Genomic DNA, 14,745 nt, shown 5'->3' with positions numbered 1-14,745 from the left:
GTTAACGGCAAGACTGGAGAATCCTTATGAAAAAAAGAAAACATGTCATGATTTATGCGGCCAGTCTGTTCATAGCCGTTCTTGCGCACGCTTTTTTTGTGAAAGAATGGGCGGAAGGCAGATATATGACCGGTCCAGGTGACGGGCTGGCGCAAATGATCGTATTTAAGAAATTATTATATGAACAATACACGCAAGGAAACTTTTTCTATCATTATTCATTCGGACTCGGCGGCGGCACATTCAGTCAGCTTGGCTATTATTTTTCTGCTTCTTTCCTTTTTCTTGCGACATCCGCCGCAGTATGGCTGCTGCAATCCGTTCATCTCATTGGTGAGGCGGACACGCTTTTTTGGGCACAGTCAGCCGTTTTTATCAGCATTTTTAAGCTGAGTCTGATTATTTTTACAGCAGCTTCTGTTTTCAGCTATTTGCTCAAACGCAGAGCAGCGGCGTTTACGGGTGCTGTACTATACGGAGTATCGATTATTTACTTTCGCCATGAAGCGTATTGGGAATTTTTCACCGATACAATGATTTGGCTCCCGCTTCTCGTGCTCGGAGCGGAAAAAATCATCAGGGAGCGGCGTCCGGCATGGTTTATCATTGCTTGCTCACTGAGCTTAATCAACAATTTTTACTTTGCATACATAAATCTGATTTTCATTGGAATTTATATTTTGTTCAGATGGCTGATCAAGCTGGAAGATCATGAAGTGAAAAAATGGGTTCAATGCAGAATGTTTTTAGTCTCGGGACTCATTTCTTTCGGTATCAGTGCGGCGGTATTTGTGCCGGTGGTTTACGGGTATTTAAATAACCTGCGCCCTCCGTATAATGAAAAAATAGAGTGGCTGAATTTCGATGATAATATTTTATTTTCAAGCAGGATTATCGTGGTGCCAGCCATCTTTTTGCTGTTTTTGTTTGTCATTTCTTTTTATAAACACCGGGTGTTTCGCCTTTTTGCCGGATTGAGCCTTCTGTTTATCCTCTTTCATTTCAGTCCGTACGCGGCAAGCGCCTTTAACGGCTTTTCCGCACCGCAAAACCGGTTTGAATATATTTTGGCCTTTACAATCGCCGGAGCAGCCGCCGCAGGTTTATCACAGCTGCAGGAGCTGAGGCGGAAAGAACTGCTTCCTGCAGCAGCGATTGTTCTGCTTCTTTATTGGTATCATGTCCAAAGGTATGAGCTTGATATATGGAAGCCAGCGAATGAAAGCATCCTACTGCTTTTGTTCCTGACAATCGCTGCTTTGTTTACCGCAGTTTTTGTGAAAAAACGGGCAAAGCTGGCTGTATACGTTGTGGTGATTCTGTCTTCGCTGCTTGTCGCTAACACCTATCAGAAATATGCGCTCTCAGAAGGAGGCGGGCTGGACAGTGTCTCAAAATCCTATATTACAAGCGAGGAATACAAAGGAGACGAACAATCTCAGCTCATCAGACGTGTGCAAAAGGAAGACAATGATCCGCTCGTGAGAATCGACTGGATGAATGGCGTCCGCAATAACACTCCGATTATTTACGGATTTAATGGATTCAGCGCCTACTCGAGCATTTTAAACAGCCATTTGCTCTCCTTCTATTGGAATGATCTTCGCATCGATATGGGAAGAGAAAGCGTCAGCCGCTACGCTTCATTGGGGGACAGAGCGAATTTGTACAGCCTGCTTTACGGCAGATATTATATGACGGAAAAAGTAAACGAAGCGAATGTTCCATACGGCTTTACAAAACATATGGAATCAGAGCACTACACCGTTTATGAAAATCAATACATGCTTCCTTTCGTCAAATCAGCCGATAAAGTTTACTCAGAAAGGGATTTGGAAAAATTGCCCGCTCTTGCGAAAGAGCAAGCGATGCTGAAAGGAATTGTGTTAGCAGATCCAACTGAAAAAACAGAGCAGCCGCCTGATCTGGCGAATCTGATCTCCAATTCGGACATCATTGCAAAACAAGCTCAATATCAAAACGGACTCCTTACGGTAACTGGAGAAAACGGCGGAGAATTGATCATCACTCCGAAAAAGGCGTCAGCCGGTCCGGGCGATTACTATGTCAGTTTTTATTTAAAAAGCAAAGCAAAAGACAAAGGATTTACGCTAAAGGTAAATGATTATGTCACAACAAGAAAATCCAATCAATCGATCTATAAAACGGGTGTAAATGATTTAACCATCAGAGTGCCTAAATCAGATCATATCTCGATCAGGCTTCCGAAAGGAACGTACGAGCTTTCACACATAGCGCTTTATGCAGAAAATTATCAAACATTAAAAAACGCTGTGTCGCAAAACAAAACAGAGAGAACAGACAGCCTGGAATGGAATAAAAACAAGCTGACATTCACATATCACAATTCAAAACCCCAGTACATCATGCTCCCGATTCCGTATGAGAAAGGCTGGGAGCTGAAAATTAACGGAAAACAGCAGAAAATTGAAAAAGTCGATTACACTTTTATCGGTTTTAAGGCGCAAAAGGGAGACAATCAAATTGAACTCACCTACTATCCGCCATATTTTAAAATATCCGCAGCGATGTCTTTCATCAGTCTGCTCTTAGCTGTTTTTTATACAAGACGCAAAAAAGCCCGGCTCTAAATAGAGCCGAGCTTTAATTTTTTCTGAAGCTTTTCTTCGCTGAATATCCAGCCGGTATAAGATGAGCGTATCTCAAGATCATGACTGATATGAACAATTGCGACAAACGGATAGTGCCCTTTACTCCGATAACGCAGGTCAATAAACCGTACCTCGTAATGATCCTTATACGTATCCACTTCCCACCTGTAAACCGGGGAGAACGAAAGAAACGCCGCAATGTTATCATCCTGCTTCGCCGCTTGCATAACGTCGGTTTCAGGCACAGGTACCCGATTAAACGTATCAAGTATCACCACATGCCCGTCCATGCTCCTTCCTACATAAAAAGCATGCGCAGTTGTAACCGCAATCCGCCATTGCCTGAATTTCATCGTCGGCGAAATGATAATGCTTTCGATCTCTTCATGAATCATCTCACGGAGCTGCCGTTTGATTCGCAGCTGCATCATCAGGCGCAAGATATAATAGCCTGCCAGTATTACGTATAAGGTGAGAAATGTGATACCGGGGCTGCCGCCGACATACCAAACCGCGATGGCCGCCAGATGGCTGATAAATATAAACGGATCAAATGTGTTAATCAGCCCGAGTGCCACCCATTTTTTCGAAAACGGCCGGATGGCTTGTGTTCCGTACGCGTTGAAAATGTCAACAAATACATGCAGCACAACTGCCAGCAATGTCCACAGCCACAGATGCAGAAAATCAGCCTGCGGATAAAATAAATACAAAATCGCCGGAATGATGACAGACCAAAACAAAACGGCGGGAATAGAATGGGTAAAGCCTCTGTGATTTCTTATATAAACAGCATTGTTTTTAAGTTTTAACACAGTATCAATATCAGGAGCCTGTGAGCCCGCAAGCGTAGCGATCATGACTGCGTGAGCCATTGCCGGATCTGTTCCGACAACCGGATCCAGTGTCGCGATTCCGCCGAGGGCGATGCCCATGACAACATGTGTGCCCGTATCCATAGGTGACCTCCTTGCAGGTGTATCCTGCACATTCACTTTTGTAAGACATTACCTATTTTTATATACCCAATCTTTTAACCTGTTTAATCGTTCTCATATGTTTCCGCTTTTTCTTTACTTCTATTTAATGTAACATATTATCGTACTGTGCCCTTAGTGTACAACAAAAAACAGTCTAAAGAAAAGCGGGGCGCGAGAGACTGGGGAGAAACACATATGAACGTACTTGAAGATAAGGTAAAACAAAAAGATATACAGCAATTTCAAAATGATTTAATTAACTGGTTCGAAAGAGAACAGCGCATTCTGCCGTGGAGAGAGGACCAGGATCCGTATAAAGTATGGGTATCTGAAGTGATGCTCCAGCAAACGAGGGTAGAGACGGTCATTCCTTACTTTTTACGGTTTGTGGAGCAATTCCCGACAGTAGAAACGCTCGCTGATGCCGATGAAGAAAAAGTGCTCAAAGCATGGGAAGGCCTCGGTTATTATTCGCGGGTCAGAAACCTGCAAAGCGCGGTTAAAGAAGTGAAGCAGCAATACGGGGGAGTTGTTCCGTCAGAAGAAAAAGAGTTCGGCGGCTTAAAAGGCGTAGGCCCTTACACAAAAGGAGCGGTGCTAAGCATCGCATACAATAAACCGATTCCTGCGGTTGACGGAAATGTGATGCGTGTCATGTCGAGAATTTTGTCCATCTGGGATGATATTGCCAAGCCAAAAACAAGAACGATTTTTGAAGAAGCAGTCCGTGCGTTTATTTCAAAAGAAAAACCCTCTGAATTCAATCAGGGTTTAATGGAGCTGGGAGCCATCATCTGTACGCCGAAATCACCTTCTTGCCTGCTTTGTCCTGTTCAGCAGCATTGCTCAGCGTTTGCAGAAGGCACTGAACGAGAACTCCCGGTGAAAAGCAAAAAGAAAAAACCGGGAATCAAAACAATGGCTGCAATTGTACTGACAGATGATGACGGACAAGTCTATATTCATAAACGCCCGTCTAAGGGACTGCTTGCCAATCTGTGGGAATTCCCGAATCTTGAAACGCAAAAAGGAATCAAAACAGAGCGCGAGCAGCTCACTGCATTTTTAGAAAGTGATTTTGGCATAAAAGCTGAAATCAGTGACCTCCAAGGTGTAGTGGAGCATGTTTTCACCCACCTGGTATGGAATATTTCTGTGTTTTTCGGTAAAGTAAAACAAGTGTCGGATACTGCAGACCTAAAAAAAGTAACGAAGGAAGAGCTTGAAGAATTCGCGTTTCCAGTGTCACACCAGAAAATTTGGAAGATGGCAGTGGAAGCAGCCGGAGTCATTTAATTCGGCTGCTCGGTAAGAGTCCTTAATCATAACTGACGCGCGTGCCGTGGCTGTAGTCTGCTTCATTGCGCTTCATTCCGCCGCGCGCTTCAATCTCTTGCGTTAATTCACGGTATTTTGATTGGCCTTCTTCGTTCAAATAAGGCATAATTTGCTGAAAGGCATGATGAAAAAAGGCGAGTTCACTGTTTTTCCAGTCCTTTTTGGAAATCATGGTCAATTCGCTCATATCTCGTCCGACATACATAACAGAAGACCCCCTTTAAAGTTCTTGCCATTATTGTTTGTGGAATGAAGAGAACTATACGCTATAAGGAGCTGAGGAAAAAATGGAACAAAATAAATGCGCACTCGTAACAGGAAGCAGCCGCGGCGTCGGAAAAGCAGCGGCGATCAGACTTGCGGAAAACGGCTATAATATTGTCATTAACTATGCACGCAGCAAAAAAGCCGCTCTGGAAACAGCGGAAGAAATCGAAAAACTTGGCGTGAAAGTGCTTACCGTAAAAGCAAACGTAGGCCAGCCCGCAAAAATTAAAGAAATGTTTCAGCAAATTGATGAAACCTTTGGAAGACTGGATGTTTTTGTTAACAACGCTGCATCAGGCGTACTGAGACCGGTTATGGAATTAGAGGAGACACATTGGGACTGGACGATGAACATCAATGCAAAAGCCTTGCTTTTCTGCGCTCAGGAAGCGGCAAAGCTGATGGAGAAAAACGGCGGCGGTCATATCGTCAGCATCAGCTCATTAGGTTCAATCCGCTACCTTGAAAACTATACGACAGTTGGTGTGTCAAAAGCTGCGTTAGAGGCTTTAACCCGTTATCTCGCAGTAGAGCTTTCACCAAAACAGATTATCGTAAATGCGGTATCAGGCGGAGCGATTGACACAGATGCGCTCAAACACTTCCCGAACAGAGAAGACCTTTTGGAGGATGCGCGTCAAAATACCCCGGCGGGACGTATGGTAGAGATTAAAGATATGGTCGATACGGTTGAATTTTTAGTGTCATCAAAAGCTGACATGATCCGAGGGCAGACCATTATTGTTGACGGCGGGCGCTCACTGCTCGTTTAAAAAATTTTTTTAAAAAAAGGAATAGCCACTCGATTACCTGCACATTCTAATGACCGTGGAGGTGATAACAATGGCTAACTCAAATAACTTCAGCAAAACAAACGCTCAACAAGTCAGAAAACAAAACCAACAATCAGCTGCTGGTCAAGGTCAATTCGGCACTGAATTTGCTAGCGAAACAAACGCTCAGCAAGTCAGAAAACAAAACCAACAATCAGCTGCTGGCCAACAAGGTCAATTCGGCACTGAATTCGCAAGCGAAACTAACACACAGCAGGTAAGACAGCAAAACCAATCTGCTGAACAAAACAAACAACAAAACAGCTAATCACTGAAACAGAAAAAAGCACTTCATCTTCGGGTGGAAGTGCTTTTTTCTGTTTGAAAAACGACAAAACTTGTGAAAGCTCAACAGAATGAGTCAAAGGGTTTGCTTAGATCAGAATCGAAATGATTAATGGTGGAAACGTTTAGACTTTGACCAGGCTGAAGGAGGAACCGATGACGGAATTTGAAAAGCTGGTAATAGAACAGATGAAAACGATGGACAAGCTTCTCGATCTCCAATCAGAGCTCGACCGCTGCAAAGAAATCGAAGCAGAACTCCGGCACTTGGAAAGGGATGCAAGGCTGCGCGGTATTCAGGATGAAATTGCGGTAAAACGAAAGCATCTTGCTGATATACAGGATACGTTTCAGAAACAGACAGAGCAGGTGATTCGTTCATATCGCAGCTCAGAAAAGCCGTCTTCCTATGTGTAGAGCAGGAATGTGCCATTCCCAAGCCGGAATGGCTCTTTTATTTTCATTTTTCAATTTGTAACGTTATAATAGGTAAAAGACGTTGTCGGTAAGCAAATTTGGACATACTAACTGTAGGGCTTTATAGAAAGTAGGGGAGAAATATGGGTTATCCCAAGGAAGGAGAAACCATTCAAATTCACAGCTATAAGCATAATGGGCTGATTCATAGAATTTGGAATGAGACAACAATCTTAAAAAGTACAGAAATGTGTGTCATCGGAGCCAATGACCGGACGATGGTAACCGAATCAGACGGCCGGACATGGATAACCAGAGAGCCCGCAATCTGTTATTTTCACGCAAGACAATGGTTTAATGTCATCGGGATGCTGAGGGAAGACGGGGTTCATTATTATTGCAACATCAGTTCTCCGTTTGCCTATGATGGCGAAGCAATTAAATATATTGATTATGACTTAGATGTTAAGGTTTTTCCTGACATGACTTACAATATTCTCGATGAAGACGAATATGATGATCATCGGAAATCCATGAATTATCCAAAAGAAATTGACAGTATTTTAAGAGACTACTTAAACACACTGCTCCATTGGATTCATCAGCGGCAGGGCCCGTTTGCACCCGAGTTTGTCGATATGTGGTATGAACGGTATTTGCGCTATACAAAATAATGGTTACGTAAAAACCTGTTGCGGGGTACAACAGGTTTTTCACATGGGCTCACACACATCATGATAAAGAGAGGGGGAATCAACGTGGGGGTTATGAAACGCTATATGCAATTCGTCAAACCTTATAAGAAGCAAATTTTCATTACAGTATTAATCGGGATCGTAAAATTCTCCATTCCGCTTGCTCTCCCATTGCTTCTGAAGTACGTAGTTGACGACATTATTCAAGGAGGCGGCACGGCCAGTGACAAAACAACGTCATTGTTCACCATTATGGCGATCATGTTCGCCTTATTTTTAATTTTGCGCCCGCCTGTTGAATATTATCGGCAATATTTTGCCCAGTGGACAGCCAGCAAGGTACTCTATGATATAAGAGCCAAGCTGTTTGATCATATACAGAAGCTGAGCCTTCGTTTCTATGCGAATACTAGAACAGGGGAAGTCATTTCCCGAGTCATCAATGACGTGGAACAAACAAAGGATTTTGTGATCACAGGTCTGATGAATATATGGCTCGATATGCTGACAATTTTGATCGTGATCTCTATCATGCTGACACTGGACGTTAAATTAACGCTTATTTCCATCATTTTGTTTCCGTTATACGGTATATCAGTGAAGTATTTTTACGGCCGTTTAAGAAAGCTGACAAGAGAGCGGTCACAGGCGCTTGCTCAGGTACAGGGGCATTTGCATGAACGGATTCAAGGCATGCCGGTGATCAGAAGCTTTGCGATAGAAGACCATGAGCAGGCCAACTTTAATGAAAAAAACAGCCATTTCTTAGATAAAGCAATCCGTCATACGAATTGGAATGCCAAAACCTTTGCGGTTGTCAACACTATTACAGATCTGGCACCGCTCATCGTGATTGCATTTGCCGGCTATTTTGTCATCAACGGACCGCTGACAGTCGGAACGATGGTTGCATTTGTCGGGTATATCGACAGAATGTATAACCCTGTCAGAAGGCTGATTAATTCTTCTACAACCTTGACGCAGTCAATCGCTTCAATGGACAGGGTATTTGAATTTATTGACGAGCCGTATGAACTGACTGACAAACCAAATGCCATCAAAGCTGACCATATCCGCGGAGAAGTCGAATTTCGAAATGTGTCGTTTCAATATGAAAAGGGAAAAGAAAACATCCTTCACGATGTGTCTTTAAAAGTAACCAGAGGAGAAACCGTAGCCCTCGTTGGAATGAGCGGCGGAGGGAAATCCACGCTCGTCAGCCTGATTCCAAGGTTTTATGATGTATCAAGCGGCAAACTATTGATTGACGGGACAGATATTCGGGATTATGAAGCAAGAAGCCTGCGCAATCAGGTTGGCATGGTGCTTCAGGATACCTTTTTATTCAGTGAAACGATTAGAGAAAATATTGCGATCGGAAAACCTGATGCCACGCTTGAAGACATTATGGAAGCCGCAAAAGCAGCCAATGCACATGATTTTATTATGAGTTTTCCGGAAGGGTATGAGACCCGTGTGGGAGAAAGAGGCGTTAAGCTCTCAGGGGGACAAAAACAGCGGATTTCCATAGCGCGTGTATTTCTGAAAAATCCGCCGCTGCTGATCTTGGATGAAGCTACTTCAGCTTTGGATCTTGAAAGTGAGCACTACATTCAAGAAGCGATGGACAAGCTGGCGAAGGACAGAACAACTTTTGTTGTGGCCCACCGCTTATCAACCATCACACATGCGGATAAAATTGTCGTCATGGAAAACGGAACAATCATCGAAACCGGAACCCATGATGAACTGATGGATTATGACAGTCAATACAAGCACTTATTCACAATCCAAAACTTGAACTAAACATCGATCTTATATCCTTTGATTAAGGATATAAGATTTTTTTGTATGAAAAAAACCCGGTGATGTGAACCGGGTTACTCTTCTATTTCCAATTCGCAGTCTTTCGGATGGTACGTTTGAAAGCTTGTAATAAGTGTTTCTAAATGTTCAAGCTGCTCGCGGTATTCCACAGCGCTTGCCATAATATTAAGCATATTATAATCAAGAAGCTCATCATCTGAGTTGCGCTGGTTTCTAAGGAATGACTTTGTCAGCAGCTGTTTGTATTGGATGCCTTCTTCATCTGTATCATCATGCGGTTTAATTTTGCCGACAAACCTCATCAAAATCCGCTCGTGCCAATGAAGCAGGTAATCAAGTTCTTCAGTCAGTGTTTCCTGAAACTCTTCAGGCATATGATAAATCTCGTTTTCCAGGCGATGCAGCTTCTTCAGCGTGTCGAGCGCCCGGTTTGCGGTTATTATCGCCTGTCTGAACAGGACAAGTTTTCTTGATTTCACGTAAGTCGTTTTCTTAAAGTAGCTTCTTTCTTCTTTATATAGAAGATATGTCTGATCAAGCTTGATCATTTTCTCTTTCAGTTTTTCAATATCCTCTTTCAAAATCGAATGCTCTGTTGACTGGCGCATAATCAGCCTGATCCATTTCATAATTTCTTCAGTGTTTTCGACTGTGTTATGAATCAGCTTTGTTTCGTACTTAGGCGGCAGGAACACCAGGTTGACGATAAAGGAAGAAAGTACCCCTAAAATGACTGTGCTTGTTCTGATCAGCGCAAACATTAAGAAGTCGTCACCGGCAGATTCTAAAATCGCAATAACTGTAACAAGAGCAATCGAAATCGTATGTTCAATTTTAAGCTTCAGCATTATGGTAATAACAATAACTGCTGTCAATCCGATCATAATCGGACTGGGTCCGAAAATAAGACCGAACACTGTGGCGATAACAGCTCCGATAATATTTGCCTGAACCTGATCAATAATAATAAGAAAAGAGCGGTAAATTGACGGCTGGATCGCAAATATCGCTGCAATCCCAGCAAAAATCGGTGCGGGAAGTCCGATCCACGAAGCTAAATAAAGAGCCAGCGTAATCGCGATCCCTGTTTTGAAAATGCGGGCACCAAGTTTCATTGGTTTGTGCGTGCATTCCTTTCTATAGTAAATTGTTTGACCTAGCAAATGGCTAATCCTTAAAATTCCCTGTGAGTTTATTTGCTAAACAATTAAGTAATATACAGGGATCAATACAATTATTCAAGCTATTTTTCAAGAAAATGACCAAAATCTTACACGCTTTTTAAAAGTACAAAAAAACAGGAGCTTTAAGCTCCTGTCCGGGGATGTGCAATATTACTTTTTAAGATGTTTAAAAGCATCCTCAACAGCAGCAAGCGTATCTTTAATATCCTGCTCTGTATGCGCTGTTGTAATAAACCACGCTTCATATTTAGAAGGTGCGAGATTAATGCCGCGCTCCAGCATCAGCTTGAAAAACGTAGCGAATGTTTCACCGTCACTGCGTTCTGCCTGATCGTAATTTTCTACTTTCTCATCAGAGAAGTATACCGTCAGCGCACCCTTTAACCGATTGACTGTTATTGTGATGCCGTAGGTTTCTGCGTGTGCCAAAATGCCTTCCTCAAGCATAGCGCCAAGATGGTCAAGCTTTTCATACACGCCTTCCTCTTTCAGCACTTCCAGGCAAGCAATGCCAGATAAAATAGAAGCGGGGTTTCCGGCCATTGTTCCTGCCTGATATGCAGGGCCGAGCGGTGCGACTTGCTCCATAATTTCTTGTTTGCCGCCATAGGCTCCAATTGGAAGTCCGCCGCCAATAATTTTTCCGAGTGCAGTTAAATCCGGTTTCACCTGTAAAAGATCCTGTGCACCGCCATACATAAAGCGGAAAGCAGTAATGACTTCATCATAAATAACGAGGGCGCCCGCATTGTGTGTCAGTTCGTTTACTTGTTCTAAGAAACCTTCTTTTGGCTCAACGATACCGAAGTTGCCGACAATCGGTTCAACGAGAACCGCTGCGATTTCACTGCCCCATTTCTCTAAGGCCGCTTTGTAGCTGTCAATATCATTAAATGGAACTGTAATGACCTCGTTTGCAATGCTTTTCGGTACACCGGCTGAGTCAGGTGTGCCCAGAGTAGACGGACCGGAGCCGGCCGCTACGAGCACAAGATCTGAATGGCCGTGATAACAGCCTGCAAATTTAATGATTTTGGTGCGGCCTGTGTAAGCACGAGCCACACGGATGGTCGTCATCACAGCTTCTGTCCCTGAATTGACGAATCTTACTTTATCCATAGCAGGGATGGCTTCCTTCAGCATCTTTGCAAAAGTAACCTCATGTTTTGTCGGTGTTCCATATAATACACCGTTTTCCGCGGCTTTTTTAATCGCCTCTGTAATATGCGGGTGGGCATGTCCGGTGATGATTGGCCCGTAAGCCGCCAAATAATCAATGTATTTGTTTCCGTCGACGTCCCAAAAATAAGCGCCATTTGCTTTCTCCATTGCAACAGGAGAACCCCCGCCAACTGCTTTATATGATCTTGAAGGGCTGTTTACACCGCCGACAATATGCTCTAATGCTTCACGGTGAAGTTCAACTGATTTTGTATACAAAAATAATAACCTCCTATATCTCCTTGCGTCCCCTCTATTGTAGCATGCTTCCAGACAAGAACAACGGATTCAGGCTCAAGATACAGGGTCATAGTTGTAATCTGGACAAGAATTGGATACGCTTAATACAAAAACATCCGGAGGTAAAGAAATGACTATTGAAATCGGACAAAAAGCGCCTGATATTGAGTTGAAAGGCGATCATGGGGAGATAGTAAAATTATCGGATTATGAAGGGAAGTATATCGTCCTTTACTTTTATCCAAAAGACATGACACCGGGATGCACAACTGAAGCGTGCGATTTTCGTGACAGCCACGAAAACTTCGCTGAGCTGGATGCTGTGATTATCGGCGTCAGCCCGGACAGCGAGGAAAAACACGGGAAATTTAAAGAGAAGCATAATCTGCCGTTTTTGCTGCTTGTCGATGACGAGCACAAGCTGGCGGAGGCGTTTGATGTATGGAAACTGAAGAAAAACTTCGGAAAAGAATATATGGGGATTGAACGCTCCACTTTTTTAATTGACAAAGAAGGCCGGCTCATTAAAGAATGGAGAAAGGTAAAAGTGAAAGACCATGTAGCCGAAGCGCTCCAGACGCTGAAAGATATGTCGGGAAAGTAAAATCGTCAATCAGCCTCATAGCATATGCTGCAACTTTCACCCTAATATCAATTGACAAATTATCGTAAAAAGAGTTACACTAATTATAAACATTATAATGTAAGAATCTTTTTTAGAAGAGAGGTGCATGACGGATGGCTGCACATGAACTAAAAGAAGCCTTAGAAACGTTGAAGGAAACCGGAGTTCGCATTACTCCTCAACGTCATGCGATTCTGGAATATCTCGTTAACTCTATGGCTCATCCAACAGCGGACGATATATATAAAGCTCTGGAAGGGAAATTTCCTAACATGAGCGTAGCGACGGTATATAACAACTTGCGTGTGTTCCGGGAATCCGGCCTGGTAAAAGAGCTCACATATGGTGATGCTTCCAGCAGATTTGATTTTGTTACATCCGATCACTATCACGCCATTTGTGAAAGCTGCGGTAAAATTGTGGACTTCCACTATCCCGGCCTTGATGAAGTAGAGCAGCTTGCTGCACATGTGACCGGCTTTAAAGTAAGCCACCACCGTTTAGAAATTTACGGCGTCTGCCAAGAGTGTTCAAAAAAAGAAAACCATTAAAATAAGCTGACCGCGAAACGGTCAGCTTATTTATTTCGACATTTTCTTCTTATTATAAGACTCATCAAATTCTTTTCCTTCTAAGCTTTGATCTAAAGTCAGCGGCTCTCTGCAATGCATACACATATCTACTCTGCCTAAAACCTTGGTCTCTTTTTTACAGCCCGGACAAATGACCCGAACCGCTTTGGTCGAGAGCATGCCGATCCAAAAATAAACAACCGTGCTGAGCCCGATAGATAAAAGCCCAAGTATCATAAACAAACTCGAAAGCAAAACGGATTCCTTAAAAAAGATCCCGATGTACATAATGATAAACCCAACGAAAACCAAACTTAACGCAAACGTTCTGATTTTATTAATTTTGCTGGAGTATTTCGCCATGTCCATCCCCCTCTGAATTAAATATAGCACAAACCCGATGGTATTTTCTTCATGTTTTCGTTTGAAATGGAATTTAAATATGGAGACTTGCTTTGAAATTGTTTATAATAGTTCAATGTGTTTAGAAAAAAGGAATTTCGATTTAACCCATAGAATTGAATCAAATAGAGAATAAAAAAATTGAACAATTGCATTGGAGGAATAGTGATGGAAAATCTTCTCCGTCCAATTTACCAAGAAAGAGCAAGTCATCCCAATACATTGGCTGTTATTATGATTGAGAGAAGAAACAAAACGTCTTCCATAACAGACAACTTTGATGCCGCTTTGCTTGTCATTGTAAAGCAGTCTGATAAGCCTGTTTTTATAAAGCATTATGAATTTGATCACAAAACAGCCTCTTTGCATGTGATAACTGATGCTCAGGTTCAAGAATGGATTTTGCTCGGCACAAATAGGAGAATCATAGATTGGATTGTAAACGGAAGAGTTATGTTTGACCGCAATGAGTATATTGCTGAGCTTATCGACAGGCTTAATACTTTTCCGTTTGCAGAACGTAAACTGAAGATCGGCCTTGAATACGGCAAGTTAATTAGAAGATACGTTGAAGGAAAAGCTTTCTTTGAAGCCAATCAATTTTTAGATGCCTACAATGCAGTAGTCCATGCATTGCATCATCTAGCACGTATTGAAGTAATCGACAGAGGATTCCATCCGGAAACCACTGTGTGGAGTCAAGTGCGTCAGATGGAGCCTCAAGTGTACAAATTATATTCCGAGCTGATTGAAAGCCACGAAAGCTTGGAAAAAAGGCTTGAATTATTATTCTTAGCAAATGATTTTCTGATTCATTCTAAAGCTGAGATTGGTTCAGCACATCTTTTCGAAGTGATGAAAGAAAAGGACATCTGGCAATTTAGCGAGCTTCTTCAGCATCCTGGCTTAAAACATTTTACTCAAGACCTTGGCGTCATGCTTGATTACCTGACAGAAAAAGGTCTTATCAGCGTGTGCCGAATTGAAACCAAGGGACAGGCTGTCTTTCATCGAGGATATTCTTTTAAAAAAGATGTTGACTCTGATTCCTGAGCATGGTATATTATTAAACGTCGCTGATGCGCTTCTGAAAAAATAAGCTCACAGCGGCGGAGAAATAAAATAAAAAACATTTGACAAAACAAAGTCGAAATGTTATACTGAAAAAGTCGCTTCTTAAAGAAGTGGTGGATGATCTTTGAAAACTAAACAAGACAAAACGTACC

General features: G+C 42.6%; 15 protein-coding genes. 10 read left to right on the top strand and 5 right to left on the bottom strand.

All coding sequences use genetic code 11. From position 1 onward, the window contains the following. Positions 1–26 precede the first annotated feature (26 nt). Positions 27–2,612 (top strand): YfhO family protein, encoded by a 2,586-nt coding sequence (locus tag DIC78_RS05445; RefSeq protein WP_127695646.1) that lies wholly within the window; start codon positions 27–29, stop codon positions 2,610–2,612. On the opposite strand, the gene DIC78_RS05440 is transcribed toward DIC78_RS05445, so the two are convergent. Beyond that, positions 2,609–3,592, bottom strand: coding sequence for a metal-dependent hydrolase (locus tag DIC78_RS05440; RefSeq protein WP_024120657.1), 984 nt, complete (start codon positions 3,590–3,592; stop codon positions 2,609–2,611). The two genes, DIC78_RS05445 and DIC78_RS05440, sit on opposite strands and share 4 nt — an antisense overlap. A gap of 216 nt (positions 3,593–3,808) precedes the next feature. Between DIC78_RS05440 and mutY the strand changes: the two genes are divergently transcribed. Next, positions 3,809–4,909, top strand: coding sequence for an A/G-specific adenine glycosylase (gene mutY / locus DIC78_RS05435; RefSeq protein WP_127695644.1), 1,101 nt, complete (start codon positions 3,809–3,811; stop codon positions 4,907–4,909). Between the two features lie 22 nt (positions 4,910–4,931). On the opposite strand, the gene DIC78_RS05430 is transcribed toward mutY, so the two are convergent. Continuing rightward, positions 4,932–5,156 (bottom strand): hypothetical protein, encoded by a 225-nt coding sequence (locus DIC78_RS05430; protein WP_024120659.1) that lies wholly within the window; start codon positions 5,154–5,156, stop codon positions 4,932–4,934. Between the two features lie 82 nt (positions 5,157–5,238). Here DIC78_RS05430 and fabL point away from each other — a divergent pair, with 82 nt between their 5' ends. The 5 genes from fabL to DIC78_RS05405 all read left to right on the top strand — a co-directional run bounded on the left by fabL (position 5,239) and on the right by DIC78_RS05405 (position 9,254). After that, on the top strand, positions 5,239–5,991 hold the full coding sequence (fabL, locus tag DIC78_RS05425; protein ID WP_044163745.1) for an enoyl-[acyl-carrier-protein] reductase FabL: 753 nt from the start codon (positions 5,239–5,241) through the stop codon (positions 5,989–5,991). Positions 5,992–6,061: 70 nt separating this feature from the next. Next, entirely contained in the window at positions 6,062–6,319 is a 258-nt protein-coding gene (gene sspE, locus DIC78_RS05420; protein ID WP_024120660.1) for a gamma type acid-soluble spore protein SspE, read from the top strand. Between the two features lie 173 nt (positions 6,320–6,492). After that, complete coding sequence (locus DIC78_RS05415) at positions 6,493–6,753, top strand: YgaB family protein (RefSeq protein ID WP_024120661.1); 261 nt, start codon at positions 6,493–6,495, stop codon at positions 6,751–6,753. A gap of 143 nt (positions 6,754–6,896) precedes the next feature. Next, positions 6,897–7,427: a nucleoside tri-diphosphate phosphatase gene (ntdP, locus tag DIC78_RS05410; RefSeq protein ID WP_003239685.1), complete on the top strand. Its 531-nt coding sequence runs from the start codon at positions 6,897–6,899 to the stop codon at positions 7,425–7,427. Positions 7,428–7,511: 84 nt separating this feature from the next. Next, entirely contained in the window at positions 7,512–9,254 is a 1,743-nt protein-coding gene (locus DIC78_RS05405) for an ABC transporter ATP-binding protein (protein ID WP_127695642.1), read from the top strand. A 74-nt stretch (positions 9,255–9,328) separates the two neighbouring features. On the opposite strand, the gene DIC78_RS05400 is transcribed toward DIC78_RS05405, so the two are convergent. Both DIC78_RS05400 and DIC78_RS05395 read right to left on the bottom strand, forming a co-directional pair. After that, the gene (locus tag DIC78_RS05400) at positions 9,329–10,390 is read right to left on the bottom strand and encodes an aromatic acid exporter family protein (RefSeq protein ID WP_101860259.1); all 1,062 of its coding nucleotides are present in this window, start codon (positions 10,388–10,390) and stop codon (positions 9,329–9,331) included. A 219-nt stretch (positions 10,391–10,609) separates the two neighbouring features. After that, entirely contained in the window at positions 10,610–11,899 is a 1,290-nt protein-coding gene (locus DIC78_RS05395; RefSeq protein ID WP_106021581.1) for a glutamate-1-semialdehyde 2,1-aminomutase, read from the bottom strand. Between the two features lie 151 nt (positions 11,900–12,050). Here DIC78_RS05395 and bcp point away from each other — a divergent pair, with 151 nt between their 5' ends. Beyond that, positions 12,051–12,524 carry a thioredoxin-dependent thiol peroxidase gene (bcp, locus tag DIC78_RS05390; protein ID WP_024120665.1) on the top strand — a complete coding sequence of 158 codons (474 nt, stop codon included), beginning with the start codon at positions 12,051–12,053 and terminating at the stop codon, positions 12,522–12,524. 134 nt (positions 12,525–12,658) lie between these two features. Further along, complete coding sequence (perR, locus tag DIC78_RS05385) at positions 12,659–13,096, top strand: peroxide-responsive transcriptional repressor PerR (protein ID WP_010333472.1); 438 nt, start codon at positions 12,659–12,661, stop codon at positions 13,094–13,096. Positions 13,097–13,126: 30 nt separating this feature from the next. Here the strand turns inward: perR and DIC78_RS05380 are convergent, their stop codons facing one another. Further along, positions 13,127–13,480 (bottom strand): YgzB family protein, encoded by a 354-nt coding sequence (locus DIC78_RS05380; protein ID WP_127695640.1) that lies wholly within the window; start codon positions 13,478–13,480, stop codon positions 13,127–13,129. A gap of 207 nt (positions 13,481–13,687) precedes the next feature. On the opposite strand from DIC78_RS05380, the gene DIC78_RS05375 reads away from it, so the two are divergent. Beyond that, positions 13,688–14,572: a nucleotidyltransferase-like protein gene (locus DIC78_RS05375; protein ID WP_127695638.1), complete on the top strand. Its 885-nt coding sequence runs from the start codon at positions 13,688–13,690 to the stop codon at positions 14,570–14,572. Positions 14,573–14,745 lie beyond the last annotated feature (173 nt).

The sequence above is a fragment of the Bacillus halotolerans genome, assembly GCF_004006435.1.
Taxonomy (GTDB): Bacteria; Bacillota; Bacilli; order Bacillales; family Bacillaceae; genus Bacillus; species Bacillus halotolerans.
The sequence above is the reverse complement of the archived record's forward strand: the minus strand, read 5'-3'. Positions and strand labels throughout refer to the sequence as shown.